Genomic DNA, 26,595 nt, shown 5'->3' with positions numbered 1-26,595 from the left:
GAGTAGATTATGTTTTCATCTGTACTGACCTGGTTTATTAAGGGAGGTCCTTGCATGTGGCCTCTTCTGTTGTGTTCCGTTCTGTCTATTTCCATAGCACTGGAAAGGGCTATGTATTATCGGAAAGTCATTTCACCGTCAGCTTTCCTGGAAAAATATACAGCACTGCTGAACCAGGGCAGGGGAGAGGAAGCGGCCAGTCTGGCCGGCAAGACGTCAGGGTTTGCAGCCGAGGTGACCCGTTCACTTCCTGAAGCGGAATTGGCAGATAAGGATATGGTGGAAACTGTGGTGTATGCCCAGGCGGACCGGTTCATACGCTCTCTGTATGCGCATCTGAATTTTCTGTCTCTCATAATCGGATTGTCCCCTATGTTGGGTCTTCTGGGGACAGTGACCGGTATGATGGGGGCGTTTGGTGCTATGGGCGAAAATCTGGGAAACACGGTGGGAATTACGGCAGGGCTGGCAGAAGCCCTTATTACTACGGTGTTCGGACTCATTATCGCCATCGCCGGCATGTGCCTTTACGCTTGGCTCAATGGACGGGCGCAGCAGGCAGAAAATGATATCAACCAGGCAGCGGAACTGGCCATTGCTGCGTGGAACAGAGGCAGGGATGCAGCATGAGGCAGAGAAGACGTTTTCATCAGGATCATAAGGAGCCCTATATTCTGCTGAGTCCGATGATCGACCTGATTTTTCTTCTTCTGGTTACATTCATCGCAGGCACAATGTACATGGAAAATGTACACACTATGCCGGTACGGCTTCCAGCGGCAGCTCACTCTGTGAGAACTTCGGGCACGCCTTTTATGGTAACTCTTACCCGGGATGGAAAACTGTTTCTTAACGACAGAGAAATTTCCCAGGAAGCCCTTGTGCAAGCTGCTGCACGGAAATCGGCTGAAAATGCATCCTTTTCCGTGGTTATCCGAGCAGATAAGGATGTCAGCTATGACCGGGTGATGAGTTTGCTGGATGCATTGAAGGGGGCAGGGGTTACCCGGTTTGGCCTGGCGTCAGGAGAAAAACCATGAGAGGGGAAAGAAGACGGCAGATAGCTGCTCTGGGGGCAGCTATAGGTATTCATCTCGTGGCGGCAGCTCTGGGAGGATGGTTGCTCCTGGAGCATGAGGAACAGCTGCCGCCCGGAGTGGTAGAGGTGGCTGTGCTGGGAGATTCCGGCTCAGAGAAAGGAGCCGCCTCTGGCAAGACCGGGGATACTGTCGGCGCAGGAAGCCATTTCAGGGATATGGGGCAGAACGCGGGGGCAGCCGTGACGGAGTCTGCAGGCAAGGCATCGCCTGCAGACAGCACTTCCTGGAGGGGGGAGGCAGAAAAGGCGTTGCCGGAGCATCCTGTATCCGGAGAGGCCGGGGCCTCAGGTTCATCTGCCATTGGCAGGACGGTAGCTTCTCCTTCTGCAGGTCATATGGGAAGTGGTGGGCATGGAGGAGCTGGTGGGCAGGAAGGACCGGCTTCAGACAGAGGCGGCGGTCATGGTGGTTCTTCCGGCGGTATGGGGAGCAATTTCCGGAAGAATGGAGATGGTTCTTATACCGCTATGTCTTCTGAAGGGATTTCTTACAGGATATTAAGAGATGCCAGAGCCGAGTATCCGGATGAAGCCAGGGACATGGGATACGATAAACCGATAGCCGTTACGGCAGATATCCTTGTAGGGCTTTCAGGAAAGGTAGAATCGGTAAAGGTTCTCAGCTCCGCTCCCAACCTGGGATTCAGGGAAGAAGCTCTCCGGGCCTGCAGGCAGATGAAATTTGCGCCCATATACTACAACGGAAAAAATATAAAGATGCATTTTAAAAAGACAATCCATTTCATTCCCTGAAAGGGATGAGATGGATGAGCCAAAGGCTCATGGTCGGTGCAGAAAAGATAGGTTAGAGGTGGAAGGTAAGAGGGAGGATGCGGAAAGTTTTCCTGTAAAAAGCTAAAAGTTGAGCGAAAGGAAAACTTGCCGGTGTCATATATCTGAAGAAAACCTGACTGGTTTTTGTGTCGGAGGGGAATTCTTTACCATGTTTGCGATTCCTCTCGATTCTCAGATCTCTTATCTCCATTCCGTCTTCCTATTACCGAACAAATGGTCTATAATAAAAATATATCATTTACTTATTTTATTCAGAATTGAGGATTTTATGCTTACTCCCTACTCTTCACCTGTGGCGTCATGCCGTACACAGACGGAAATAAAGAAATCACTTTTCATTGCAGATATTATTCCTGTACATACGACGGATGATGTGGAATCGGCACTGGCAGCGATTAAGAAGGAGTTTAAGGATGCCACCCATCATTGTTATGCATACCGGCTGGGAACGACGCAGATAGCTGAGAAGTCAAGCGATGGCGGAGAGCCTTCCGGTACGGCAGGGCATCCTATGCTTCATGTGCTTCAGGGAAATGAGCTCACCAATGTGCTGGGCATTGTAACCCGGTATTTTGGCGGTATCAAGCTGGGGGCAGGCGGGCTGGCCCGTGCTTATGCTGGCAGCCTGGCGGATACGGTAAAGGCTGCGCCTCTGGCCAGGTATACGCCCCATAATCGCATGGAGCTCACGATTCCTTATTCCGCGGTGGGGAGTTTTGAGCATTATGTAGAAGGTACAGATATACGGGTGCTGGACCGGGCATTCAGTGACAAGGTGAAAATATCCTTTCTCTGCCTTCCGGAAAAGGCAGAGGAGCATGCCCGTGTATTTACAGATATGACAGCGGGAAAGGCACAGATTGAGAAGATTGGGGAAGAATATGTCCCCATAAGAAAGTGATAGCATGCATTATCGAAGATACGACTATATAAAAAAACTGCTTCACCACAGGGGTTCTCCTTATGTGAAAGTCCTCTATGGGCCCAGGGGGTGCGGGAAGACAACCATTCTGGCGGATTTTGCCTTTCGTATGGTTCGCCGGGGATTCCCTGAATCCAGAATTCTGGTCATTACCTTTGATGATCCTGCGGTTCCCAGAGATGCGCAGACGGTATACGAAGGAATTATTTCCCGTATGGAAGGACAGGAAGAAACCCTGCTTATTCTGGATGAGGTGGAAAAACTTCCTCATTTTGAAAAGGTGATTGACCGGCTGTTTCTGCATCGTCATGTGGACATTTACCTGTCCGGATCCGGGCGGAGTGTGCTTACGCCGGCGCTAAAAAAACTGCTGCCAGGACGCATACAGCCGCTGTTTGTATTTCCTCTGTCCTACCGGGAGTATCTGTCCGGAAGAAAGGCGAATGACGAGCGGTTTGCTGAATATCTGACAGAAAGTACATATCCGGGAATTGACCGCAGTCGGAAAGCCGTCGGGATGGAACAGCTGAAGGGAATGGTCAATACGGCCCTTATGGAACAGGTGCTGTTGGAACATCCGGCCCTTCGGGCATCCATGCTTGACCGGGTGGTGAATTATATTGCATCCCACGCCGGGGAGCCGGTGTCACTGCATCAGATGGCGGTTGCGCTGGGGCGCGCCGGCAGACCGCTTCTGAAAAAGAGTGTCTATGCTTATCTGGGAGCACTGGAAGGCAGCGGTTTACTTGTCATGGCACCATTTATCCAGGTGGCGGATGACCTGGGGCGCACCGTACCGACAGCAGAAAAGGCGTGCTTTTTCTACTTTGCTGACCCACACATTGGATCTCTTTATGTACCGGATACATCCAGGGACGTGCAGGGGCGGCTTGCAGCAGCCATAGAACTGTGCCGCCGGTTTGCCGGTATCTCCGCCGGGAAGACTCCTTATGGATTGGTGGATTTCATCACCAGGAGCCAGGATGTGGAGACGGCATGGCAGTACATTCCTCATCTGAAAGGAGAAGAGGCAGAAAAGAAAATCCGGGTATTGCAGAATCTGTCCAGGCAATATAAAAAGCGGATTCTCACGTTGGATACGGTGCCTGGGGAAGTTCTGGGAGAAGCCGATCCGGATATCCTGGTGGACAACCTGTCTCTCTGGATGGAAAATAAAGTGGGATAAAACCTTTTTCTGGCAGATCAGGATATGAAAAATGCATGATATAATGAAAGAAAAAGTGGCAGAGGAGGGCTTATTATGGCTTTTATTGAAGTAAAACCGGAAAAGCTGAATGTAAATATTTTCAACATGATAAAAAACTGGATGGTGCTCACGGCAGGCGATCCTGATGATTGTAATTCCATGATCGTTTCGTGGGGCGGAATGGGTATCATGTGGGGACGTCCGGCAGCGACAGTCTACGTGAGAAACAGCCGCTATACTCTGGACTTCATGAATAAAGATGAATATTTCACACTATCCATTCTTCCGGAAACCTATAAATCGGAAATGGGATACCTGGGTTCCCATTCTGGCCGGGATGGGAATAAATACGCAAAGACCGATCTGCATCCCATATCCTTTGGGCCGGCGGTGGGCATTCAGGAAGCGGAATATGTGTTTGTCATGAGAAAGCTCTATAATGCCCGCATGGACAGACGGGATTTCAAGGATGATGTTATTTACGAAGAATGGTACAGCGGCAAAGATGAAGGCAACGACCATAATCTGTTCATCGGCGAAATCCTCACTGTGTATAAAAAGAAATAAAGAAAGATAATCATGAACAGAGCTCATGGACCGCAAGCTTTCGGCTCGAGACAGTAAAAGACAGGAATGACAGGAAAATCTTCTCGTCATTCCTGTCTTTTACTGTCCCCCCTTTCCCCTCGTTTCCTTTGCTGGTCTTGTGTGATACAATGAGCGTAAGGTATTGTCTTTTTTAGGAGGTGGTCCGTTGTTCGCGTATGCGTACACGTTTTTGACGGCACTGGTCGTAACCTTTCTGCTGACACCGGCAGTTAAACGATTTGCGCTGAAAATAGGCGCCGTTGATAAACCAAATGCCCGCAAGGTACATCATGGGCTCATACCGAGACTGGGCGGCCTGGCTATTTATGCCGGCTTTATGGTATCTATACTGTGTACTGTCGGCATTTCCTTTGAAATGGTGGGGATTATGCTTGGGGCCACTGTGCTGGTTCTTGTAGGGGTGGTGGATGATGTATATTCCCTTCCTGCCAAGGTGAAACTGCTGGGACAGATTTTTTCTGCAGCGATTGTGGTTATCGGGTTTGGAATCCATATTGACTGGCTGGTTCTTCCCATGGCGGGACTTATCTATCTGCCGGCATTGATTTCTATTCCACTTACCATTTTCTGGATTATCGGGTTTATCAATACGGTAAATCTTATTGATGGACTGGATGGTCTGGCGGCCGGGGTGGCGGCCATTGCTTCGGTAGCCATCGCCATGCTGGCCTTTCAGATGGGACAGTGGGAATCGGCAGCATGTATGGTGGCCATGGCGGGAAGTGCCCTGGCATTTCTTCAGTACAATTTCAACCCGGCAAAGATTTTCATGGGGGACACAGGATCTATGTTTCTCGGATATATCATTGCTGTGGTGTCCGTACTGGGGGCTATGAAGACAGCGGCGGCCGCCGTGCTGTTTGTTCCCCTTATTGCCCTTACGGTGCCGATTATGGATACGCTTATGGCTATTGTCCGAAGAAAACTGAGCGGTATTCCAATTTTTGCACCGGATAAAAGTCATCTGCATCATCGTCTGCTGGCACAGGGACTGGATCAGAAACATGTGGTGCTGGTGATGTATGCACTGACAGCATTTTTCTCCTGCGTAGCCCTTCTGGTAATTCACCTCAAGCCATATGTAGGAATAGCTATTGTGGGGGTTGCCCTGGCGGTATTCCTCCTCTGGGCAAAGAAACTGGGAGTGCTTAAGGAAAATATGGCAACGGCCAATCCAAAAGAAGAACATGGGCTGAATGGCCATGTGGATAAATAACACAACGGAAGGTGGATATTGTGAAAGTTATGGCAATTTTCGGGACCCGTCCCGAAGCGATCAAGATGGCTCCGGTAGTCAGAGAATTACTGAAGCATCCGGAAATTGAAACAAAGGTATGTCTTACTGCGCAGCACAGAGAAATGCTGGATCAGGTGGTGGATTTATTCCAGCTTCCGGTGGATTATGATCTGGATATTATGAAGCAGGGACAGTCCCTGTATGATATTACGGATCGTGTATTGCTGGGACTCAAGGAAGTGCTGGAAAAGGAAAAGCCAGATCTGGTACTTGTCCACGGAGATACGACAACCACATTCTCTGCCACACTGGCTGCGTTCTATCAGCAGATTGATGTAGGTCATGTGGAAGCAGGGCTCCGAACCGGAAACATGTACTCCCCGTTCCCGGAAGAAGCTAACCGTCGTCTGACTTCCGTGTTGACAACCCTTCACTTTGCTCCTACCGAAACAGCAAGACAGAATCTGCTGAAGGAAAATCAGAAGGATGATCATATTTTCACAGTAGGCAATTCGGTTATTGATGCCCTGCTGGCTACGGTGAAGAAGGATTATGTGTTTGAAGATAAAGAACTTCAGGACATTGAAGAACATAAACGCATCATCCTGGTAACCACGCACCGCCGTGAAAACCTGGGTGAACCAATGCGCAATGTATATCGGGCCCTTCGCCGGCTGGTAGAAACGGTACCGGATACGGAAGTAGTATTCCCGGTTCACAGAAATCCGCTTGTACGACAGGCAGTGAAGGAAGTACTTGATGGCGTCCCGGGTATTCATCTGGTAGACCCCATGGAATACGAACCATTCACAAACCTGATGGCCCGTTCTGCCATCATCCTTACCGATTCCGGCGGAATTCAGGAAGAGGCTCCGAGTCTTGGTAAGCCGGTCCTGGTTCTCCGTGATACGACAGAACGTCCGGAAGCGGTAGCCTCCGGGACAGTGAAACTGGTAGGAACCGATGAAGATAAGGTGTATAATACAGCGTATAAGCTGCTTACCGATGAAAAGGCATATAAGGAAATGGCTGAATCCATAAATCCATATGGTGACGGACATACGTCGGAACGCATTGTACAGGCTATTTTGTATTTTTATGGAATTTCTGAAAAGAAACCTTCTGTTTTTATAGCAAGATAGCAGACTTTATGTTACAATATGTCTGTATGTTTTAACACGTCTTTTAACGTGTATACAAAAAGTGGTAGATTCTCAGGCAGGAGACGGATAAAATGAAAGGGACGGAAAAGAAGCCCGACGATTTTAATCCTCTTCATCGGATTGCGGTAGCATCCGGAGCAGGGATGACACTACTGACCTGTATAGGCGTAGGTGTGTATTGTGGGCTCAAGATTGATGAGTATGCAGGCTGTTCCCCTTATGGACTGATGATTATGTCAGTTATGGGTGGTGCAGCAGGACTTTGGTCAGTAATTCGAAAAATGTTGGAGAGATAAGTTTCATGAAATATGATCAGACATTTGCCAGATTTGCCAGACGTATGATCAGACAGACTGCCATTGCAGCAGGGATATTTGCCATGGCCGGTACTATGTACTGGAACTGGCAGGTAGGCGCTGGAGTAGTGGCAGGCGGATTATTTCAGATTCTTTTTCTCTCTTTTCTTTTGGCTAAAGAACAGCAGTGGGAAAGGCAGGAGAAGGACCCGGTTTTCATCAGCCAGAGACTGTCTCTGTTTGCCATGTGCCGTCTGGTGCTGCAAATCCTTACCTGTGTAGCTGTGGTATTTACGCCGCTTAACATTTTTGGATATCTCGTTGGCTTACTTACTTTGACGCTTATGACCCTTGTGGACAGAGTAGTCAAATTAATTAAGGAATAGTGGTTTCTTGTATTGCCAGAGTAAGGGAGAGGGGGTGAGACTATGCATCTTCACACAGGTACACACGTTGTTTCAATGTTGTTTGGAATGTCTGTAAACTGGGATACGATTTTTACTACATGGCTTAGTGCTCTTATAGTTTTCTTAATCGTGTTCGCTGCAACCCGGGGCCGTGCAATGGTTCCATCGGGAGTTCAGAATGTGGTGGAAATGGTATTTGAATTTTTATTCGGCCAGTTCCGTGCGAATGTGGGTAAGAATTACCGCAAGGTATCTACCGTTCTGCTTACACTGTTCATGTTTATCCTGACAGCCAACCAGATCGGTCTTCTGCCGACAGAACATCTGACAGCATCTCCGACTAATGATTTGAATACGACATTGGGACTCGCGATAGCTTCATCCCTGCTTATTCATTTCTACTACATTAAGAACAAGGGCTTCGGTCATTGGATTAAACACTTCTTTCAACCAATCGCCCCATTTGTATTCCTGAATCTTATCGAAGAAATCAGCAAGCCAATTACTTTGGCAATGCGTCTATTTGGTAATATTCTGGCCGGCGAAATTCTGCTGGAAGTTCTTAACAATTTGGCACCGTGGCTGGTACCTATCGTATGGATTGCGTTCAGCTTATTCGTTGGTGTAATCCAGGCCTATATCTTTACTACGCTCGTTTCTGTATACATGAAGGAAAGCGTATAAGGACGAAGGGAGCTGTTTCCGTCCAAAACAGCATGGCACCGTCCATTCAAACGGAATCACTGGGCACCGTCCCACCAAACGGAATCGTACCGGTAAGACCGGAAATTATTTATTGAATTCTCAGGAGGAATTTAAATCATGGATCAGACAATCGTTATTCAGTACTCTCTCATTGCATCTGCTATCATCGCAGCAATCGCTTCCATCGCAGCAGCATTCAACGACTCCAAGGTAGCTAAGGCAGCTATCGATGGCACCACCCGTCAGCCAGAAATGGCAGGCCAGCTGTTCACCAACATGCTGGTTGGTATCGGTATGGTCGAATCTATTCCGATTATCGCTATCGTTATCGCAATTGTACTGGTATTCGCTAACCCATTCCTCGGCTAATTCTGAGTTTAATAATTTTTAGCCTAAGGAGGAGAGCTAATTGGTAGAACTTAATGGTACACTGCTGATTCAGATCCTCAACTTTATTATTCTTTGCGCTATTCTCGGTCATTACTGCTACAAGCCGATTATCAAGATTCTTGATGAACGTGCAAACCGCATTAAGAATGACCTGGATTCTGCCGCTAAATCCCGTGATGATGCAGCTAAGCTGAAGGAATCCTATGAAGCTCAGCTGAGCGAAGCACAGGTTAAGGCTAATGAAATTGTCAGCAAAGCGGTAAAGGAAGCTGAAGTACAGGCTCAGGCCCAGATTCAGGCTGCGCATGAAGCTATTGAAAAGGAAAAGGAAGCTGCTACTAAGCAAATCGAGAGAGAACGCAAGGATGCTCTTGATGATCTTAAGTCCCAGTTCGCCGCTATTTCCTGTGATATCGCAGCGAAGATTATCAGCACCAATATGACACCGGACATCAATGACCGGTTAATCAATGAGAGCATCGCTAAGCTGGATGCTCAAAAAGCAGGTAAATAATCATGGATAAGACCGTAATCCTTGCAAAAAAGTATGGACGAGCTATCTATGAAATTGCTGTAGAACAGCATACCCTGGAACAGACGGAAAAGGATCTCAAACTGATCGCTTCTGCAATCAGTGAAAATGCAGACCTTAAAAAGCTGCTGAGCCATCCGCTCCTGTCCAAGGAAATTAAGAAAGATACAATTAAGAAAATATTCGCAGATAAGGTACAGCCGATTGTGCTGCAGTTCTGCTACGTCGTAATCGACAAGGATAGAGCATCTATCCTTGAATCCATGATTGATGTCTACACATCCCTTGCCCATGAAGGGCTGGGTGTGGAGGAAGCTCTGGTTACCAGTGCGGCTCCTCTTACCGGTAAACAGGCCGATGCACTCCGTGCAAAGCTGGAAGAAATTACCGGGAAGAAGATTATCATGCGGCAGGAAGTGGATTCAGCGCTGCTCGGTGGCTTTACCGTAAAGGTAGGGGACCGTCTTATCGATGGTTCTGTAGCCCGTCAGCTTAGCACGCTGAAAGCGAAAATGATGCAAAGAGGTTGAGGTGACTTATAGGATATGAAGATCAGTTCAGATGAAATCACATCTGTCATTAAGAAACAGATTGAAAACTACAAAGTAGACCTCAATGTCGATGAAGTAGGTACAGTACTCGAAGTCGGCGATGGCATTGCTCACATTTATGGCCTTGAAAACTGCATGGCCGGTGAATTGCTTGAATTGCCACACGGAGTCTATGGTATGGCGCTTAACCTGGAAGAAAGCAACGTAGGTGCAGTTCTTCTTGGTCAGGCAGAAACAATTAAGGAAGGCGACACAGTTAAGAGAACAGGCCGCTTGATGCAGGTTCCTGTAGGCGACGCAGTTCTGGGCCGTGTTGTTAACTCCCTTGGTCAGCCGATTGACGGCAAGGGCGATATCAAGACTGATACCTATCGCGACATTGAAATTAAGGCACCGGGCATTGCTGACAGACAGCCAGTTAATGTTCCGCTGCAGACAGGTCTTAAGGCTATCGACGCAATGGTTCCAATCGGACGTGGTCAGCGTGAATTAATCATCGGTGACCGTGGTACCGGTAAGACAGCTATTGCCATCGATACCATTTTGAACCAGAAGGGCTTAAACGTTATCTGTATTTATGTCTCCATCGGACAGAAGAACTCTAACGTAGTCCGCGTATATGAAAGACTGAAGCAGGCAGGCGCTATGGATTATTCCATCATCGTTCATGCCGGCGCTTCTGAAGGTTCCCCAATGCAGTATCTGGCACCATACTCTGGTGTATCCATTGCGGAATACTTCATGCATCAGGGCAAGGACGTCCTCATCATTTATGATGATCTGTCCAAGCATGCGGTAGCATACCGTGCAATGTCCCTGCTGCTCCGCCGCCCACCGGGACGTGAAGCTTACCCGGGCGACGTATTCTATCTGCACTCCCGTCTGCTGGAACGTGCTGCCCGTCTCTCTGACGAACTCGGCGGCGGTTCCATCACCGCACTGCCAATCATCGAAACCCTGGCAGGCGACGTAGGTGCATATATTCCAACCAACGTAATTTCCATTACCGACGGTCAGATTTATCTGGAAACCAACCTGTTCTATTCCGGTATTCGTCCGGCAATCAACGTTGGTCTGTCCGTATCCCGTGTAGGCGGTTCCGCACAGATCAAGGCCATGAAGCAGGTAGCAGGTACGCTGCGTCTGGAACTGGCTCAGTATCGCGAACTGGCAGCATTTGCTCAGTTTGGTTCCGATCTCGATCCAGCAACCAAGGCACAGATTGACCGTGGTGAAAGAACGACCGAAGTTCTGAAGCAGCCACAGTACAGCCCATTCCCGGTTGAAGAACAGATTGAAGCCATCTTCACCGCCGTTAAGGGCTACCTGGATGACATCGCAGTAGAAGAAGTTGTACCTTTCGAAGATCAGCTTATTGCTTTCCTGCGTAATTCCCATCCGGAAATCGGCAAGGCTATTCTGGAAAAGAAGAAGCTGACCGATGATATCGATGCACAGCTGCGTGCGGCTATTGAAGAATTCAAGGCTCGCTACAAGGCAGCAAAGTCTGAAAACGTACAGGGGTGATCTGAATGGAGAGTACGCGTGATATAAAAGGGCGCATTAAATCTGTCACCAACATCCAGCAGATCACGAAGGCAATGAAGATGGTCGCTGCTGCCCGTCTGCGTAAGGCAGAAGAAAAGGCAGCTGGCGCACGCCCATATGCCGATAAGGTAGGAGAGCTCTTGCGCCGGGCATCCGCTAATGTTACCGGATTTGACAGCCCGCTTCTGCGTGCTGGCGAAGTAAAGAAGGTCGGATATCTCGTTATTTCCGCAGATAAGGGCCTTGCCGGTGCATATAACTCTAACGTGATGAAGAAAATTGTGGCAGAGATCTCCGATAAGGACCGCGATTCCTACAAACTTTATCTGTGTGGCAAGCAGTCTCACAATTATCTGAAGTTCCGTGGAATCCAGGAAGATTCTTATCATTTCGGTTTTTCTGACAAGCCTCAGGCTCAGGATGCTCTTGAACTCGCCAAGGAAATGATTGACGAATTCATCAGTGGTGAAGTCGATGAGGTCTATGTCATTTATACTAAGTTCTTTACAGCACTTCGTCAGCAGGTTACTATGACTCGTCTGCTCCCAATCGTAGCAGATGCTGGCGATACTGCTTCCCAGGATGCAGCTGACAATGGTGTACAGGCTGAACCGGAAGAATTCATTTTCCTCCCAGATGCCAATACCGTTCTCACCAGACTGCTTCCTGAATATGTACAGGTACAGATTTACAGCAGCATGCTTCAGTCTGCCGCTTCCGAACTGGGAAGCCGAATGGCAGCTATGACGGCTGCAACCGACAACGCAACGGAAAGAATCGCAGACCTGAACCTGACTTACAACAAGGCACGTCAGGCTCAGATTACCAACGAAATTTCCGAAATTGTCGGCGGTGCAAATGCGCTTGAATAAGTACCCTGATTTTTAAGGAGGAATGCTTCTTCATGGCAAATGAACAGGAAGCGCAGGTAGGTAAGGTCGTCCAGGTCATCGGTGCGGTAGTTGATATTGCATTTGACAACGACGATAATCTTCCTGCAATTTATAACGCGATTCACGTCAAAGATGACAACGGCAGCGTTCCTGTAGATGTCATCTGCGAAACCATGCAGCACCTCGGCGACGGCGTAGTACGTACAGTAGCTATGTCTTCCACCGATGGCATGGTACGTGGAATGAAGGCTGTCGACACTGGCCGCGCTATTGCGGTTCCGGTTGGCGACGGCTGCCTCGGACGTATTTTCAACGTCCTCGGCCAGACAGTAGATAACGACCCGGCAAAGGTTGAAGCTAAGGACTACTGGCCGATTCATCGTCCGGCACCGGCCTTCAAGGACCAGTCCCCGGCCGCTGAAATTTTCGAAACCGGTATCAAGGTCGTTGACCTGATTGCTCCATACGCTAAGGGCGGTAAGGTAGGTCTGTTCGGTGGTGCAGGCGTTGGTAAGACAGTTCTTATTCAGGAACTGATTCACAACGTAGCAACAGAACACTCTGGCTGCTCCGTATTCTGCGGCGTAGGCGAACGTACCCGTGAAGGTAACGACCTTTGGGGCGAAATGAGAGAATCCGGCGTTCTTTCCAAGGCTGCACTCGTTTACGGCCAGATGAACGAACCACCGGGAGCACGTATGCGTGTAGCTCTTACCGGTCTGACCATGTCCGAATATTTCCGTGATAAGGAAAACCAGGACGTGCTGCTTTTCATTGATAACATTTTCCGTTTCGTTCAGGCAGGTTCTGAAGTATCCGCTCTGCTCGGCCGTATGCCATCTGCAGTAGGTTACCAGCCAACCCTGGCTACCGATATCGGTGAACTTCAGGAACGAATCACTTCTACCAAGAACGGTTCTATCACATCCGTACAGGCTGTATATGTACCAGCCGACGATCTGACCGACCCGGCTCCGGCAGGCGTATTCTCCCACCTGGATTCCACAACAGTACTTAACCGTTCCATCGCCGAACTGGGCATTTACCCGGCAGTAGATCCACTGGATTCCACCAGCCGTATTCTTGACCCGAACATCCTCGGCAAGGAACACTATGAAGTAGCCCGCGGCGTTCAGGCTATTCTGCAGCGCTATAAGGAACTGCAGGATATCATCGCCATTCTGGGTATGGAAGAACTTTCTGACGAAGACAAGGTTATTGTTGCCCGTGCCAGAAAGATTCAGAGATTCCTGTCTCAGCCATTCTTCGTAGCTGAACAGTTTACTGGCTCCCCAGGACGTTACGTTCCGCTGAAGGAAACCATCCGTGGCTTCAAGGAAATCCTTGCAGGCCAGCATGATGACCTTCCGGAAGGTGCCTTCTACATGGTAGGAACCATTGATGAAGCAATCGAAAAGGCTGAAAAGATGAAGAAAGGGGAATAAGCTATGGCTGACACCCTGACATCTCCAATGCATGTGGAAATCATGAGCCCTGACGGCGCTGTATATACAGCTGACGGCGTGGAAATGGTTGTTGCCCGTGCAATTGATGGTGAATTTGCTGTTATGAAAGGCCACCTTCCTCTGGTAGCTGCTCTTACCATTGCTCCGGTCCGTGTTAAAAAGGACGGCAAGGAAAAGCAGATTGCAGTATTTAATGGTTTTCTTGAAATCAACGATGACCGTGTGAATATTGTGTCACCACAGGTTGAAATGGCTGAAGACATCGATGTAGCTCGTGCTCAGGCCGCAAAAAAGCGTGCTGAAGAACGTCTGGCATCAAAATCTGCGGATATTGATACCGACCGTGCGCAGCTGGCTTTGAACCGTGCACTCCTTCGTCTGAGAGTAACTAAGTCACTGTAATAAAACAGAGTGGTATGAAAATGAGAATTCATTTTCATACCCTCTTTTTTTGTGCGCTGAAAATCTGATATATTGTATAAAGGTTACATCTTTTGTTATATATTTACCGTTTTCCCGATTGGTTGGTATGTATACATAATGGGCAAGATAAGCCATATAGCGACATATTCGGAAAAGCGGATGTAAGATTCCTTTTCCTGAGGTGCAAAATGAGCGATACGAATTCAAAAATGAGTGTCTGGGAACTTATGCTTCTTACGGCAGTCAATATGATTGGTGCAGGAATCATTCTCCTTCCGGCCAGTCTGGCTCAGGTGGGAGGTATATCCATTCTTTCATGGATCATAACCACCTTTTGTTCTACCTGTCTGGCTTACGCATTTGCCAAATGCGGAATGTACAGCAGAAAAGCAGGTGGTATGAGCGGGTATGCCGAATATGCTTTTGGCACGGCAGGTAATTTCCTGTGCTGCTATGTCTATACAGTATCCATTTTGGTATCCAACGTGGCCATTGCTCTGTCTGCGGTAGGGTATGGCGCGACCTGCCTGGGTATTTCCCTGGGAGCGGTCCCCACCTGTCTTTATACCATAGGCGTTATCTGGCTTACGACAGTACCTAATTTCAGAGGGGCTGACATTACCGGACGGATTGGCGGAATTACCATTCTTGGGGTACTGGTCCCTGTATTTATAATTGCTACTGCTGGATGGTTCTTCTTTTCTCCTGCTCTGTTTGTGGCGAACTGGAATGTACAGAATCTTCCGTTCAGCCAGGGCATTCTGCAGTCTGTGGTCATGACCCTCTGGGCTTTTCTGGGACTGGAGTCGGCCTGCGTCAATGCGGATGCGGTAGAAAACCCAGAACGCAATGTGCCCATTGCTGTACTGGGGGGTACTCTGGGCAGCGCCGTGATATATATTCTTTCTACCAATGTGATTTTTGGCCTGCTTCCAGCATCGCAAGTAGCAGAGAGCAATGCGCCTTTCGGGCTGGCCTTTGCATATATGTTCGGGCCACTGGCAGGAAAAGTGGTTATGGCGCTGATGTGTATTGCCTGTCTTGGGTCTCTTCTTGGGTGGCAGTTTACTGGAGGCAATATGTATCGTGCGGCAGCACTGAAAGGATTCTACCCTTCCGTTTTTGCGTCAGTAAACCGGTATGAGGCACCGGTGGCTGGTATGGTGATTGCCGGATTGATTCAGACCGGTCTTTCGCTGATGACTATCAGTCCATCTCTGAATGAACAGTTTGAAGTGCTGGCCAATCTGGCTGTCATCACCAATATAGTGCCTTATTTTTTCTGCATGGCAGCTATGGAGCTGATTATGATAAAGGCTGGTCATGGAAGCAGGGAGGAGCTCCGTCTGCCTATGATTGCATCCTTTGTGGGTTCGCTGTACACCCTGTATGCCTGTTATGCTGCCGGCGCCGATGCTATGATGGCAGCCGCCCTGGTATTCTTTTTTGGACTTACACTGTATGGTTTCCTTGCTCCGTCGTTCGAGAAGTAAGGGGTCGTGATACATGCGTAACTAAAGTCATAACATAAATCAGTAAAAAGCAATAAAAAATATAAATATGCAAAATATTTTCGGGATATTGCATTATTACTCTGTTTTTGCTATGCTCAATACGTAAGATGTTGACAACTTAACAGGTTGAAACTTTCAACATATGCTTTCTATTCCGCACAAGCGGACGTTTAAGATAAGGAGAACATATATTGGACCTTTCAAATGGATTGGGCTACGCAATCATGATTGCACAGGTAATTTTGCTGGATCTTGCACTGGGTGCAGATAATTCCGCAGTTATCGGTATGGCGGCTAAGAACCTGAATCACAAACTTCGTAAAAAGGCGATTCTTATAGGTACAGCTGGTGCAGTGATTGCGCGTTTTGTTTTAGCAGTAGTTGCCACGTATCTCATGCAGATTCCTTTCCTGAAGACGGTGGGGGCCGTCATTCTTCTCTGGATCGGTATGGGACTTATAGCGGGCGAGGACGATGGCGAAAAAGAAATTAAGAGCAGCCAGACACTGGGCGGCGCTATTCGAACCATTATCCTGGCCGATGTGATTATGAGCCTTGATAATGTACTGGCTATTGTAGGTGCTACAGACGGACATCTGGGAATGCTTGCCTTCGGCATGGTTATTTCTGTTCCGATTATTGTATTCGGAAGTACACTGGTTCTTAAGCTGATGGATCGCTTTCCGGTTGCCATCTATGTGGCGGCAATGGTTATCGGCTGGGCGGCTGGCGGCATGATTGCCACCGACGCATCCCTGGGACTGGCGGATGGTTTCAAACTTCCTCTGGAAGTGGCGCTGACATTCCTGATTCTTGCTGCTGGCTATGTGCGTAGGAGAATGCGCCGGCCGGCTGCAGTACCGGTAAATCAGTCAGTTGAATTTGACAAGTAATTCTGCGCAGAGGCTATAGAAGATAATTTCAATCTTTCTATGGCCTCTGCCATTTTATGAACAATTTCTTTCCCGGCCAGTGACGAGAAAGTCGGGCTGACGAACTGAGGAGATTCCTGGTTTCGGAAGTCTGAAAAGTGTGGTAGAGACGGAGAACAGTACAGGTTCTCCGGGAAGAAAGGGTATGAACAATGACACTCTGGCAGTTGGTTTCCAATGTACTTTCTGTTGTATTTCTTGATCTGGCATTAGGGGGAGACAATGCGGCCGTTATCGCTATGGCGGCTAAAAATCTGGATGTCCATCTCCGGAAAAAGGCCATCTTTTTTGGGGCCATGGGGGCGGTAGGCTGTCGTTTTATTCTGGCGGCTATTGCCGTGGAACTTATGCAGATTCCTTATCTGAAAGTGGTGGGAGCACTGATTCTGTTCTATATCGGGGCAAAGTTGATTGGAGAGCAGGAAGATGAAGAGACACCGGACATTAAGAGTAAGAATACGCTGATGGGGGCCATTGTTACCATTATTGCAGCGGATGCCATTATGAGTTTGGATAATGTTCTGGCTATTGTAGGGGCAACTAATGGACATCTGGGCATGGTGGTCTTCGGTATGCTTTTCTCTGTGCCGATTATTCTTTTTGGATCCACTATCATTGTGAAGATTATGGATAGATTTCCTATCGTTGTTTATCTGGCAGGTATGCTTATCGGCTGGTCTTCCGGTGGTCTGGTGGTATCCGATGCCACACTGGCACTGTCCACATCCTGGAAACTGCCGCTGGAAATCGGCGGAGCCATCCTGGTAGGGGTATGGGGCTATATCTGGAAAAAACGCGCATCTAAAGCACAGTAATACTCATATAGAAAAAGGTCTGTGAAAATAATTTTTGCAGATCTTTTTTTCATGCCTTTGCCTGTGGTTATGGTATAATATCACGGTATCCTTCGGACTTTCACTCCGTAGCGATTTGATGGTTACAGGGGCAGGACTGTGGTGACTGCAAGTTGGACAGCATGCAGAACCCGCCCCGGGAAAGGATTTGTATGACAGAAAAGAAAAAGGTAGTAGTGGCCATGTCCGGCGGCGTAGACAGTACGCTGACTGCCCGTCTTCTGCAGGAGGCAGGGTATGATGTACATGGCGCGAGCATGATGCTCTTTGATGGACAGGATTTAAGCGATGCCGCCAAAATGGCCGCTTTCCTGGGAATCCCACATACGGTAATTGACCTGCGGGATATTTACAAGGATATTGTGCTGCGTTATTTTGTGGATTCTTATCAGAAGGGAATTACACCGAATCCCTGTGTACTCTGCGATTTCAAGGTGAAGTTTGGTGTGTTTTATGATAGGGCCCGGGCATTTTTTGATTGCCCGTATTTTGCTACCGGACACTATGCCCGTATTATCTATGATCCGGACAGAGGCTTCTATGAAGTAGATAAGGCACTGGACCTGAAGAAGGATCAGTCCTATATGATGTATCATCTGACACAGGATCAGCTGGCACATATTATTTTCCCACTGGGACGGACACATAAGACCGATACCCGCAAGATAGCAAAGGATAAGGGACTGCCTGTGTACAATCGTCCGGAATCTCAGGATATCTGCTTCCTCGGACAGGGAGAGACCTATGTGGACTATCTGGAAAAGCATGCGCCGCAGGTGTTCCATCCAGGAGATATTGTAGATCTGGATGGCCGGGTACTGGGAAAACACAAGGGAATTCCCCGTTACACCATAGGGCAGCGCCGCGGGCTGGGCATTGCTTCCCGACATCCGCTCTATGTAGTGGCTCTGGATGGAAAGAAGAATCAGGTCATTGTCGGTTCCAATGAAGATTTGTTCCGCCAGAGATTGCTGGCAGATGATCTGGATTTTACCGATGGACAGGTACCAGGAGAAACTTTCCGCTGTGAAGCCAAGATTCGGTATGGGGTCAGTGTACATCCGGCAGAAGTGCATATTCAGCGGGATGGCCGTGCCCGGGTTGTCTTTGATGAACCACAGAGAGCCATTACTACCGGACAGTCTGTAGTATTTTATGATGGAGACCGCCTGATTGGGGGAGGTACCATTGTAAGACCGCTGTAACTGTTAGCGGAATATCCACTGGTTTGCTCATATAAAAAGTCGTGATGCCATGCAAAGGAAGTATGGCATTCACGACTTTTACTGTTTTCGGAATAAATTATTTTTTTCTGGGATTACCAGGTATCCGGAGGCTGCCTTTGTCCCATAAATGGGCCGGGGCGGCCTGTGCCTGTTCAGGTTGGATGTCTCCGGCTTCCACCATGAGGGCGAGTACTGTCTGCATGCGTTTCATGCCCGCCTGCGGGTGGTTCAACGGGTCATAGGCGGATGGGGCCTGTGGGAGACCGGCCAGCATGGCGCATTGGGCCAGGTTGAGCTGTTCCGGAGTTTTCCCAAAATAAACCTCTGAGGCGTTGGCTACGCCATAGGCACCGTGACCAAAATAAATGGTATTAAGATACAGTTCCAGGATTTCATCTTTACTGTAATTCCGTTCCAGCTGTATGGCCAGAAGCAGTTCCTGCACTTTCCGGGAGAATGTGCGATGGTTGGAAAGGAATATGTTTTTTACTGTCTGCTGGGAAAGGGTGCTCCCTCCCTGTACGGTCCGTCCGGCCATATAATTGGCCACCGCAGCACGGGCTACACCGACCAGGTCCAGGGCACCGTGTTCATAGAAACGTTTGTCTTCCGTGTCGACCAGGGCTTGGACGAGCATGGGGTTGATTTTCTTAAGAGGAGTGAAGGTTTCCCGTTGTATACGGGTTTCCAGTTTCTCTTTAAAATCCGTAACATCGCTGACCTTTTCAGTGAACGATTCCTCGGGAAGCGGTTTGTTGTCAGGCCCTTCTTCCTGATCGGCAGGAAGGGTTTCCGCATCATCCGGGGCTGCAGAGTTGGTACTGTCCTTTCCCAGGAGATGGATGAGGGAGCTTTTGGCCGGGGTGATGGCATTTTCCAGATGCGAGGCAACGGAAGATGAGGCACTGTCGCCGGATTCAGGAGAGCTTACACCGTAGGAATAACCAAAGTATACAGAAATTAAGAGAAACAGTGTGATAATATATTTTTTCATGAGTTCTCTTTTTTATACAACTGATTTTTAACTGTCTTTATTCTAGCATGGAACAGGAAAAAGGAAAAACCGGAATATGAAGAGGCAAACAGAATTGCTTTTTAAGCAGAATCGCTTATAAAAGGCGTATAGAATGGCCGGAGGGGGTGCGCTTATCCCCTTAATATGTTATAATGAATTTATTGAAAATACAGGCGTTCTATGCGCATTTTTGAGTCATATCCAGCGGCTCGTCGGTGTCCCGCTGATTTTTTATTGCACAGGAGAGAAAATATGAGCGAAAAAGTTCATGAAATTCAGGCTCATCATGAGGAAGAACGTGGCGATGCTAATTACAGTGCTGACGAAATACGAGTACTGGAAGGTCTGGAAGCGGTTCGTCTCCGCCCGGGCATGTACATCGGTTCTACGTCGGCCCGCGGTCTTCATCACCTGGTTTATGAAATTGTAGATAACAGTATCGATGAAGCCCTGGCTGGGTTCTGTGACACCATTCAGGTTACCATCAATCCAGATGGGAGTTGCACGGTAACAGATAATGGCCGTGGTATTCCGGTAGACATGCACGAATCGGGCAAGCCGGCACTGGAAGTCGTACTGACAGTTCTCCATGCAGGCGGTAAGTTCGGGGATGGCGGATATGCAATTTCCGGCGGTCTTCACGGGGTAGGTGTTTCCGTAGTTAATGCTCTGTCTTCCTGGATGAAGGTTCAGGTTCACAGAAACGGCAAGGTATATGAAATGGCTTTCTCCCGTGGCGCAGTAACGGAAAAAATGACCGTGGTCGGGGAATCCCACGATACCGGTACTATTGTTACCTTTATGCCGGATCCGGAAATCTTTAAGGAAGGCACAGATTTCAGCTATGACACACTGAAGATCCGGGTAAGAGAACTGGCATTCCTCAACAAGGGACTCAAAATTACCCTTACCGACAACCGGAAAGGGGTGAAGAAGAGTGAACAGTTCCATTATGCCGGCGGTATTACTGAATTTGTCAGATATCTCAATCAGGGCAAGGATCTGGTCAACAAGGATGTCATTGCTTTTGAAGGGGAAAAAGACAAGGTCATTGTGGATATTGCCATGCAGTATCAGACCGGATACACTGAAAACATGTACACCTTCGTTAATGATATCAACACCATAGAAGGGGGCATGCACCTGGCCGGTTTCCGTACGGCCCTTACCCGCTGCCTTAATGATTATGCAAGAAAGAATAGTTTGCTGAAAGACAGCGAGGATAATCTGTCCGGGGAAGATGTCCGTGAAGGCCTGACCTGTGTTATCAGTGTCAAGGTTCCCAATCCGCAGTTCGAAGGTCAGACAAAGACCAAGCTGGGCAATCTGGAAGTAAAGGGTATTGTGGATAATATCACCAGTGAAGGCCTGAAGGTTTATCTGGAAGAACATCCGGCCGAAGCTAAGGAAATTATTAACAAAGGACTTACAGCCAGCCGCGTCAGAGAAGCAGCCCGCCGGGCAAGGGAACTTACCCGTCGTAAGAATGCGCTGGAAGTATCCAGCCTGCCTGGAAAACTGGCTGACTGCACGGAAAGAGATCCAAAGTTTACAGAAATCTATATCGTCGAAGGGGACTCCGCAGGTGGAAGTGCTAAGAGCGGCCGTGACAGAAGATATCAGGCCATTCTTCCGCTGCGAGGCAAGATTCTCAATGTAGAAAAGGCCAGACTGGACCGCGTGCTGAACAGTGATGCCATCCGTACCATGATTACTGCATTCGGTACTGGAATTGGCGAAGATTTTGATATTTCCAAACTGAGATATTATAAGATTATCATCATGACCGATGCGGATGTGGACGGTGCGCATATTCGTACTCTTCTGCTCACATTCTTCTACCGGTATATGCCTCAGCTGATTACGGAAGGCCATGTGTTTATTGCCCAGCCTCCGCTGTATCAGGTGCGAAAAGGCAAAAAGAAATATTATACCTATGATGACGATGAACAGAATAAACTGCTCAATGAAATCGGGCTGGAAGGATGCACCATTCAGCGATACAAGGGGCTTGGGGAAATGAACCCGGAACAGCTCTGGGATACCACCATGGATCCTAAACACCGTATTATGTTCCGTGTAGACCTTACTGATGCTGTGGAAGCAGACCATATTTTTGAAGTGCTTATGGGGGATAAGGTAGAACCAAGACGCCGCTTCATTGAAGAAAATGCAAAGAACGTAACCAACCTGGACCTGTAAAAACAGGGAGGAGTGGTCAGAAAGGATGTAAAAGGCAGAATATGCTTTTTACATCCTTTTCTTATGGTAAAATAAAATTATATGGTAAAATAAAATTATAAGAGTTTCTGCCATCCAAAAAGCGGTGGACAGAGCCCAAGGAGGGGGTACGAAGTAATCTTCCTGCGGGCAGGGCCGGACCAGGAGGCGGGGCTGAGAATTGTTCTGAAATTGTTCATTTTTTTTGTTGACTTACCTATTCTGGAGTGCTATTATCTACTTAGGTAAATCAATAAATTTCAATATAGTTATAAGTATAAATTTTATGAATTTGTATGTCCTTAAAGGAGGAAAACACTATGGAAATCACTAATGAACAGCTTTTACAGTTATTGCAGGAAAAATTGGAACAGAGACCGGCAAAATCCATGCTGAAGATGGAAATTTCCGACTTCACCGCCGATGCATATAAGCAGGGCGAATTCATCAAGGTATCCAAGAAGGATCTTCTTGGCAAGTGGAGCGTACTGTTCTTCTATCCGGCAGACTTCACCTTTGTATGCCCGACTGAACTGGCAGACCTTCAGGACAATTATGAAAAGTTCAAGAAGATTGGCTGCGAAATCTACTCCGTATCCATGGATTCCCATTTCGTACACAAGGCATGGCATGAATCTTCCGATAGAATCAATCATGTGGAATATGCTATGATTGGTGATCCGAACGGACAGCTCACTAAGCAGTTCAGCCTGTATAGCCCGGCAGACGGCATGGCAGAACGTGGAACTATCGTTATCAATCCAGAAGGCAAGGTAGCTTCTTATGAAGTAGTATCTGATAACATTGGCCGTAATGCAGAAGAACTTCTCCGTAAGGTAGAAGCATCTCAGTTCGTTTATGAACATGGTGACCAGGTTTGCCCGGCTAAGTGGAAACCAGGCACAGAAACCATTAAGCCGACTTTCGATCTGGTAGGCAAGTTATAAAAAGGAGAGGCATCATGGAAAAAAGATATGATGCCATAATAGTAGGCGGAGGCCCGGCGGGGCTTTCCGCCGCTATTTATATGGCGCGCGCTCAGTTTCACGTACTGGTTATTGAAAAAGATACTATTGGCGGTCAGATTACCATTACCGGGGAAGTGGTAAACTACCCGGGGATTCCCTATACCAATGGCAAAAAGCTCACTGCAGGGATGCATAGTCAGGCAGGAGCTTTTGGTGCAGAATTCCTTACGGCGGAAGTGACAGGACTGGATCTGGAAGGAACCTATAAGACGGTACATACTACACGGGGAGATTTCACAGCAGCCGGTATCATATATGCAGCCGGTGCTCATCCGCGTCTGGCAGGCTTTGCCGGAGAAGAAGAGTTCAAAGGTCATGGTGTGGCATACTGTGCTACCTGTGACGGCGAATTTTTTACGGATAAGGATGTATTCGTAGTGGGTGGCGGTTTTGCTGCCGTAGAAGAAGGCCTCTTCCTGACTCGTTATGCACGCAAACTGTATATGGTTGTGCGCCGTGATGATTTCTCCATTCACAGCCCGGTTGTGGATGAACTGAAGGAAAATCCAAAAGTTACCCTGCTGACCCATACCCGCATTGCGGAAGTATCCGGAGATCAGGCGATTCGCCGCGTGGTACTGGAAGATACGGAAACAGGGGAGAAGAGAGTTTATAATGCGCCGGAAGGTGATTATTGCGGCGTGTTCGTCTTTGTTGGTTATGCTCCGGAAAACGGCCTGGTTAAAGGCAAGGTCGATTTGGATGACCGCGGATATATTATTACCGACCGAGACCAGAGAACTAATGTGAGCGGTGTATATGCAGCCGGAGATATCTGCGTGAAGAACCTTCGTCAGGTAGTTACTGCTGTATCGGATGGCGCTGTGGCCGCTACTTCCCTTGAAAAGTATCTGGGGACCCTGTATCGTCAGCTGGGGGTAAAGCGCGATTATGTGAGAAAGGCACCGCCAAAGGCGCCGCAGCAGGAAGCAGAAGCACCGAAGGCAGCCAGTGGCGCTTACCTGGATGATGATATCCGTCAGGCACTGGCACCGGTTCTGGCCCGGCTGGAACGGCCGATTACCCTCCGCCTGTATTCGGATAACAGCTCCTATGCAGAAGATGACAGAAAGCTGATTACCGAACTGGCATCCCTGTGCAATAAGATTTCTGCGGAAGTGGTAGAAGCTCCGAATGAAGATCTGAAGCATACCATCGCTATTCTTGATGCAGATGGCCATGACCTGGGCATGCGTTTCCATGGGGTGCCAGGTGGTCATGAATTTAATTCCTTTATTCTGGCACTGTACAATGCTGCCGGCCCGGGACAGAATATCGGGGAAGAGGCAGAAAAGAGAATTGCAACTATTTCCGAACCGAAGAACATCCATATTGCGGTATCCCTTACCTGCACTATGTGCCCGGATCTGGTAGCGGCAGCAGAACGCATTGCAGCAAGCAGCCCAAATGTCAGTGTAGATGTTTATGATCTGCAGCATTATCCGGATATGAAGGATAAGTACAACATTATGAGTGTCCCGTGCTTTATCATCAATGAGGATGACGTTCATTTCGGCAAGAAGAGCGTAGATGAACTGCTTCAGATTCTTGGAGTATAAATTTAAAACACATATTGACAAACCTCATTATGTGCGTTATAGTATGACACATAAAGCAATGAAAGAAAGAGTAAGTCTTCTAATACGGTAAAGCGAGCCCGGATAGTGAGAGCGGGTACGGATATGGGACTGAAGTGCATTCTGGAGCTTGAAAGCTGAAATGTGAGTAGGCTGTTCCGGGTACGCCCGATAAAGCGTTTACGGTATGAACACGTACCGGTAGAGGCAGATATGGTGACATATCTGTAAATTTGGGTGAGAATCACGAAGCCAGGCTTTCGTCCCTTAGGGACGGAAGCCTTTTGTTTTGCTAAAGGGAGGCGAAGGCTGTGTATCACAAACGGAAGAAGCAGGCCAGGCGCAATTGTAAAGCAGCCTGTCCGCTCTTGTGGGAATATTAGATTATCAGATAATTGTAAGGAGGATCTTATAAATGGATGTAAATAACAATCAGCAGAGCACTGTCAGAGAAAAGGCAGATGCCGCATTAAAGGCCGGCCAGGCGGGACATAACAAGCGTCAGCTCGTCATCTGGATTCTGGCCCTGGCCATTGGTGCCGGACTTGGCTGGATGGGCAACAGCGCGCTTAATGAACTTTTTAACTTTATCGCTCAGGTATATACCCGTCTGTTCCAGTTCATCGCCGTTCCGACCATTTCTCTGGCGGTCATTACCACACTGGCGGCCCTGGGAGCGCAGAAGAATACAGGTAAGATTTTCGGCCATGCCGTAACCTATACCCTTCTCACCACATTTGCTGCCGCATTAATCGCTATGGGTCTGTATATCTGGATTGCCCCGGGTAATCTGCCGGCCAGCGTTATCGGCGCCGGTGCCAGCGCTGTTCCGCAGGATCTGGAACAGATGACTTATTACGACCATTTCCTTTCTGTCATTCCAAATAATATTCTGGCTCCATTCCTCAGCGGCAATGTACTTTCCGTACTGATTATTTCCGCTGCCACAGGTCTGGCTCTGGCCTTTATGAAGAAGACAGAAAACCGGGAAGTCCTGCTTAAGGGGATCTATGGACTGCAGGAAGTGCTGTTTGCACTCATCCGTGCATTGCTCTGGGCACTTCCAGTAGGCATTATGGCTTATGCGGCTCAGCTTTCTTCTCAGATTCAGGCTGGTGTCATCATCGGTGCTCTTGGTAAGTATGTAGCCGTTGTACTTGGCGGTAACTTTATTCAGATTTTCATTACTATTCCGCTCTTCCTTCTGGCAAGAGGCCTCAACCCGATTAAGGTGTTCAGACAGATGTCTCCGGCTCTGGCCGTTGCCCTGTTCACTAAGAGTTCCGCTGGTACACTTCCGGTAACTCTGGCTTCTGCGGAAGAAAATATGAAGGTCAACCATTCTGTATCCCGTTTCGTACTGCCAATCTGCACGACTATTAATATGAACGGATGCGCTGCCTTCATTCTTACCACATCCCTGTTCCTTATGCAGAACGCAGGTTTCCATCTGTCCATTGGCACTATGCTGGTATGGGTAGTCATTGCCGTAATTTCCGCTATTGGTAATGCCGGTGTTCCGATGGGATGCTATTTCCTGACACTGTCTCTCATGTCTTCCATCGGCGCTCCGCTGGGACTCATGGGCGTAATCCTTCCCATCTACACCATCATTGATATGATTGAAACCGCAGAAAATGTATGGTCTGACTCCGCTGTATGCGCTATGACCAATCATGATCTGAAGGATGTGCTGGAAAATGATGACCGTCATGTTTCCGGTGATGCAGCAAGTGTTAATGCATAAAATCTGAATTTTTTCTTATAAGAAAAAACATCCGGATTCAGTAAAATCCTCTTTTGCACCGATGGCCAGCTGCCATCAGAGCCAAGGAGGATTTTCTATGTCCGGAACGACGGGGGCTTTGAGGAAAATCAGAAAAAGAGGGGATTTATATTGTCTTTACAGAAAATCTTTCCATATAGTAATATAAAGGTATATAAAACTTATAATTTTACATAGTAATGATTACACTCGGCCTCTGC

At 48.1% G+C, this 26,595-nt stretch carries 27 protein-coding genes and 1 other annotated feature; of the genes, 26 read left to right on the top strand and 1 reads right to left on the bottom strand.

What is annotated here, in order from left to right:
• Window positions 1–9: 9 nt before the first annotated feature.
• The 22 genes from BLQ79_RS04740 to mnmA all read left to right on the top strand — a co-directional run bounded on the left by BLQ79_RS04740 (window position 10) and on the right by mnmA (window position 18,748).
• Window positions 10–630: a MotA/TolQ/ExbB proton channel family protein gene (locus tag BLQ79_RS04740; protein ID WP_091364403.1), complete on the top strand. Its 621-nt coding sequence runs from the start codon at window positions 10–12 to the stop codon at window positions 628–630.
• Window positions 627–1,040 carry an ExbD/TolR family protein gene (locus BLQ79_RS04735; protein ID WP_200779829.1) on the top strand — a complete coding sequence of 138 codons (414 nt, stop codon included), beginning with the start codon at window positions 627–629 and terminating at the stop codon, window positions 1,038–1,040. Before BLQ79_RS04740 ends, BLQ79_RS04735 begins: the two co-directional genes overlap by 4 nt.
• Window positions 1,037–1,852 (top strand): energy transducer TonB, encoded by an 816-nt coding sequence (locus BLQ79_RS04730; RefSeq protein WP_091364401.1) that lies wholly within the window; start codon window positions 1,037–1,039, stop codon window positions 1,850–1,852. Before BLQ79_RS04735 ends, BLQ79_RS04730 begins: the two co-directional genes overlap by 4 nt.
• Window positions 1,853–2,162: 310 nt before the next feature.
• On the top strand, window positions 2,163–2,795 hold the full coding sequence (locus tag BLQ79_RS04720) for a YigZ family protein (protein ID WP_091364396.1): 633 nt from the start codon (window positions 2,163–2,165) through the stop codon (window positions 2,793–2,795).
• A gap of 4 nt (window positions 2,796–2,799) precedes the next feature.
• Window positions 2,800–4,002: an ATP-binding protein gene (locus tag BLQ79_RS04715; RefSeq protein WP_091364394.1), complete on the top strand. Its 1,203-nt coding sequence runs from the start codon at window positions 2,800–2,802 to the stop codon at window positions 4,000–4,002.
• Between the two features lie 75 nt (window positions 4,003–4,077).
• On the top strand, window positions 4,078–4,590 hold the full coding sequence (locus BLQ79_RS04710; protein WP_091364392.1) for a flavin reductase: 513 nt from the start codon (window positions 4,078–4,080) through the stop codon (window positions 4,588–4,590).
• Between the two features lie 187 nt (window positions 4,591–4,777).
• On the top strand, window positions 4,778–5,848 hold the full coding sequence (locus tag BLQ79_RS04705) for a glycosyltransferase family 4 protein (protein WP_091364390.1): 1,071 nt from the start codon (window positions 4,778–4,780) through the stop codon (window positions 5,846–5,848).
• A 17-nt stretch (window positions 5,849–5,865) separates the two neighbouring features.
• Window positions 5,866–7,011: a non-hydrolyzing UDP-N-acetylglucosamine 2-epimerase gene (wecB, locus tag BLQ79_RS04700; RefSeq protein ID WP_200779831.1), complete on the top strand. Its 1,146-nt coding sequence runs from the start codon at window positions 5,866–5,868 to the stop codon at window positions 7,009–7,011.
• Window positions 7,012–7,103: 92 nt separating this feature from the next.
• Complete coding sequence (locus BLQ79_RS04695; RefSeq protein WP_091364386.1) at window positions 7,104–7,328, top strand: AtpZ/AtpI family protein; 225 nt, start codon at window positions 7,104–7,106, stop codon at window positions 7,326–7,328.
• Between the two features lie 5 nt (window positions 7,329–7,333).
• Window positions 7,334–7,714, top strand: a complete 381-nt coding sequence (locus BLQ79_RS04690) for a hypothetical protein (protein WP_091364384.1) — start codon at window positions 7,334–7,336, stop codon at window positions 7,712–7,714.
• Between the two features lie 42 nt (window positions 7,715–7,756).
• Window positions 7,757–8,419 (top strand): F0F1 ATP synthase subunit A, encoded by a 663-nt coding sequence (gene atpB / locus BLQ79_RS04685; RefSeq protein WP_091364381.1) that lies wholly within the window; start codon window positions 7,757–7,759, stop codon window positions 8,417–8,419.
• Between the two features lie 138 nt (window positions 8,420–8,557).
• Window positions 8,558–8,809: an ATP synthase F0 subunit C gene (atpE, locus tag BLQ79_RS04680; protein ID WP_091364378.1), complete on the top strand. Its 252-nt coding sequence runs from the start codon at window positions 8,558–8,560 to the stop codon at window positions 8,807–8,809.
• A 40-nt stretch (window positions 8,810–8,849) separates the two neighbouring features.
• Window positions 8,850–9,344, top strand: coding sequence for a F0F1 ATP synthase subunit B (gene atpF, locus BLQ79_RS04675; RefSeq protein WP_091364376.1), 495 nt, complete (start codon window positions 8,850–8,852; stop codon window positions 9,342–9,344).
• Window positions 9,345–9,346: 2 nt separating this feature from the next.
• Complete coding sequence (locus tag BLQ79_RS04670) at window positions 9,347–9,892, top strand: F0F1 ATP synthase subunit delta (RefSeq protein ID WP_200779828.1); 546 nt, start codon at window positions 9,347–9,349, stop codon at window positions 9,890–9,892.
• 15 nt (window positions 9,893–9,907) lie between these two features.
• Window positions 9,908–11,440, top strand: a complete 1,533-nt coding sequence (atpA, locus tag BLQ79_RS04665; RefSeq protein WP_091364372.1) for a F0F1 ATP synthase subunit alpha — start codon at window positions 9,908–9,910, stop codon at window positions 11,438–11,440.
• 5 nt (window positions 11,441–11,445) lie between these two features.
• Window positions 11,446–12,333 (top strand): ATP synthase F1 subunit gamma, encoded by an 888-nt coding sequence (gene atpG / locus BLQ79_RS04660; protein WP_091364370.1) that lies wholly within the window; start codon window positions 11,446–11,448, stop codon window positions 12,331–12,333.
• A gap of 32 nt (window positions 12,334–12,365) precedes the next feature.
• The gene (gene atpD / locus BLQ79_RS04655) at window positions 12,366–13,799 is read left to right on the top strand and encodes a F0F1 ATP synthase subunit beta (protein WP_091364367.1); all 1,434 of its coding nucleotides are present in this window, start codon (window positions 12,366–12,368) and stop codon (window positions 13,797–13,799) included.
• A 3-nt stretch (window positions 13,800–13,802) separates the two neighbouring features.
• Window positions 13,803–14,222 carry a F0F1 ATP synthase subunit epsilon gene (locus tag BLQ79_RS04650; protein ID WP_091364365.1) on the top strand — a complete coding sequence of 140 codons (420 nt, stop codon included), beginning with the start codon at window positions 13,803–13,805 and terminating at the stop codon, window positions 14,220–14,222.
• A 209-nt stretch (window positions 14,223–14,431) separates the two neighbouring features.
• Window positions 14,432–15,736 carry a putrescine-ornithine antiporter gene (potE, locus tag BLQ79_RS04645; protein WP_091364362.1) on the top strand — a complete coding sequence of 435 codons (1,305 nt, stop codon included), beginning with the start codon at window positions 14,432–14,434 and terminating at the stop codon, window positions 15,734–15,736.
• A gap of 212 nt (window positions 15,737–15,948) precedes the next feature.
• Complete coding sequence (locus tag BLQ79_RS04640; protein WP_234944928.1) at window positions 15,949–16,650, top strand: TerC family protein; 702 nt, start codon at window positions 15,949–15,951, stop codon at window positions 16,648–16,650.
• A 191-nt stretch (window positions 16,651–16,841) separates the two neighbouring features.
• The gene (locus BLQ79_RS04635; RefSeq protein WP_091364360.1) at window positions 16,842–17,504 is read left to right on the top strand and encodes a TerC family protein; all 663 of its coding nucleotides are present in this window, start codon (window positions 16,842–16,844) and stop codon (window positions 17,502–17,504) included.
• Window positions 17,505–17,695: 191 nt separating this feature from the next.
• Window positions 17,696–18,748, top strand: coding sequence for a tRNA 2-thiouridine(34) synthase MnmA (mnmA, locus tag BLQ79_RS04630; RefSeq protein WP_200779827.1), 1,053 nt, complete (start codon window positions 17,696–17,698; stop codon window positions 18,746–18,748).
• Between the two features lie 97 nt (window positions 18,749–18,845).
• Here mnmA and BLQ79_RS04625 read toward each other — a convergent pair whose 3' ends face one another.
• The gene (locus tag BLQ79_RS04625; protein WP_091364359.1) at window positions 18,846–19,763 is read right to left on the bottom strand and encodes a transglycosylase domain-containing protein; all 918 of its coding nucleotides are present in this window, start codon (window positions 19,761–19,763) and stop codon (window positions 18,846–18,848) included.
• Window positions 19,764–20,036: 273 nt separating this feature from the next.
• Here BLQ79_RS04625 and gyrB point away from each other — a divergent pair, with 273 nt between their 5' ends.
• From gyrB to BLQ79_RS04605, 4 genes are all read left to right on the top strand, one after another.
• On the top strand, window positions 20,037–21,986 hold the full coding sequence (gene gyrB / locus BLQ79_RS04620) for a DNA topoisomerase (ATP-hydrolyzing) subunit B (RefSeq protein ID WP_091364357.1): 1,950 nt from the start codon (window positions 20,037–20,039) through the stop codon (window positions 21,984–21,986).
• A gap of 407 nt (window positions 21,987–22,393) precedes the next feature.
• Window positions 22,394–22,951, top strand: coding sequence for an alkyl hydroperoxide reductase subunit C (gene ahpC, locus BLQ79_RS04615; protein WP_091364441.1), 558 nt, complete (start codon window positions 22,394–22,396; stop codon window positions 22,949–22,951).
• A gap of 14 nt (window positions 22,952–22,965) precedes the next feature.
• Window positions 22,966–24,591, top strand: coding sequence for an FAD-dependent oxidoreductase (locus BLQ79_RS04610; protein ID WP_091364356.1), 1,626 nt, complete (start codon window positions 22,966–22,968; stop codon window positions 24,589–24,591).
• Between the two features lie 49 nt (window positions 24,592–24,640).
• Window positions 24,641–24,880 (top strand) — a binding site (T-box leader).
• Between the two features lie 144 nt (window positions 24,881–25,024).
• A complete protein-coding gene (locus BLQ79_RS04605; RefSeq protein ID WP_091364354.1) occupies window positions 25,025–26,356 on the top strand; it encodes a dicarboxylate/amino acid:cation symporter in 1,332 nt (443 codons plus the stop codon).
• The last annotated feature ends 239 nt before the right edge of the window (window positions 26,357–26,595 follow it).

The sequence above is a fragment of the Dialister histaminiformans genome (assembly GCF_900103425.1).
In the GTDB taxonomy this organism is placed as follows: domain Bacteria; phylum Bacillota; class Negativicutes; order Veillonellales; family Dialisteraceae; genus Allisonella; species Allisonella histaminiformans.
The sequence above is the reverse complement of the archived record's forward strand: the minus strand, read 5'-3'. Positions and strand labels throughout refer to the sequence as shown.

Coding starts and splice junctions, on each gene's coding strand:
- atpD (WP_091364367.1), top strand. CDS start 12,366: ATGGCAAATGAACAGGAAGCGCAGGTAGGTAAGGTCGTCCAGGTCATC.
- atpA (WP_091364372.1), top strand. CDS start 9,908: ATGAAGATCAGTTCAGATGAAATCACATCTGTCATTAAGAAACAGATT.
- potE (WP_091364362.1), top strand. CDS start 14,432: ATGAGCGATACGAATTCAAAAATGAGTGTCTGGGAACTTATGCTTCTT.
- gyrB (WP_091364357.1), top strand. CDS start 20,037: ATGAGCGAAAAAGTTCATGAAATTCAGGCTCATCATGAGGAAGAACGT.
- BLQ79_RS04605 (WP_091364354.1), top strand. CDS start 25,025: ATGGATGTAAATAACAATCAGCAGAGCACTGTCAGAGAAAAGGCAGAT.
- BLQ79_RS04650 (WP_091364365.1), top strand. CDS start 13,803: ATGGCTGACACCCTGACATCTCCAATGCATGTGGAAATCATGAGCCCT.
- BLQ79_RS04635 (WP_091364360.1), top strand. CDS start 16,842: ATGACACTCTGGCAGTTGGTTTCCAATGTACTTTCTGTTGTATTTCTT.
- BLQ79_RS04690 (WP_091364384.1), top strand. CDS start 7,334: ATGAAATATGATCAGACATTTGCCAGATTTGCCAGACGTATGATCAGA.
- BLQ79_RS04625 (WP_091364359.1), bottom strand. CDS start 19,763: ATGAAAAAATATATTATCACACTGTTTCTCTTAATTTCTGTATACTTT.
- BLQ79_RS04695 (WP_091364386.1), top strand. CDS start 7,104: ATGAAAGGGACGGAAAAGAAGCCCGACGATTTTAATCCTCTTCATCGG.
- ahpC (WP_091364441.1), top strand. CDS start 22,394: ATGCTGAAGATGGAAATTTCCGACTTCACCGCCGATGCATATAAGCAG.
- atpE (WP_091364378.1), top strand. CDS start 8,558: ATGGATCAGACAATCGTTATTCAGTACTCTCTCATTGCATCTGCTATC.
- BLQ79_RS04670 (WP_200779828.1), top strand. CDS start 9,347: ATGGATAAGACCGTAATCCTTGCAAAAAAGTATGGACGAGCTATCTAT.
- BLQ79_RS04730 (WP_091364401.1), top strand. CDS start 1,037: ATGAGAGGGGAAAGAAGACGGCAGATAGCTGCTCTGGGGGCAGCTATA.
- mnmA (WP_200779827.1), top strand. CDS start 17,696: ATGACAGAAAAGAAAAAGGTAGTAGTGGCCATGTCCGGCGGCGTAGAC.
- BLQ79_RS04715 (WP_091364394.1), top strand. CDS start 2,800: ATGCATTATCGAAGATACGACTATATAAAAAAACTGCTTCACCACAGG.
- atpB (WP_091364381.1), top strand. CDS start 7,757: ATGCATCTTCACACAGGTACACACGTTGTTTCAATGTTGTTTGGAATG.
- BLQ79_RS04740 (WP_091364403.1), top strand. CDS start 10: ATGTTTTCATCTGTACTGACCTGGTTTATTAAGGGAGGTCCTTGCATG.
- atpG (WP_091364370.1), top strand. CDS start 11,446: ATGGAGAGTACGCGTGATATAAAAGGGCGCATTAAATCTGTCACCAAC.
- BLQ79_RS04710 (WP_091364392.1), top strand. CDS start 4,078: ATGGCTTTTATTGAAGTAAAACCGGAAAAGCTGAATGTAAATATTTTC.
- BLQ79_RS04735 (WP_200779829.1), top strand. CDS start 627: ATGAGGCAGAGAAGACGTTTTCATCAGGATCATAAGGAGCCCTATATT.
- BLQ79_RS04610 (WP_091364356.1), top strand. CDS start 22,966: ATGGAAAAAAGATATGATGCCATAATAGTAGGCGGAGGCCCGGCGGGG.
- BLQ79_RS04720 (WP_091364396.1), top strand. CDS start 2,163: ATGCTTACTCCCTACTCTTCACCTGTGGCGTCATGCCGTACACAGACG.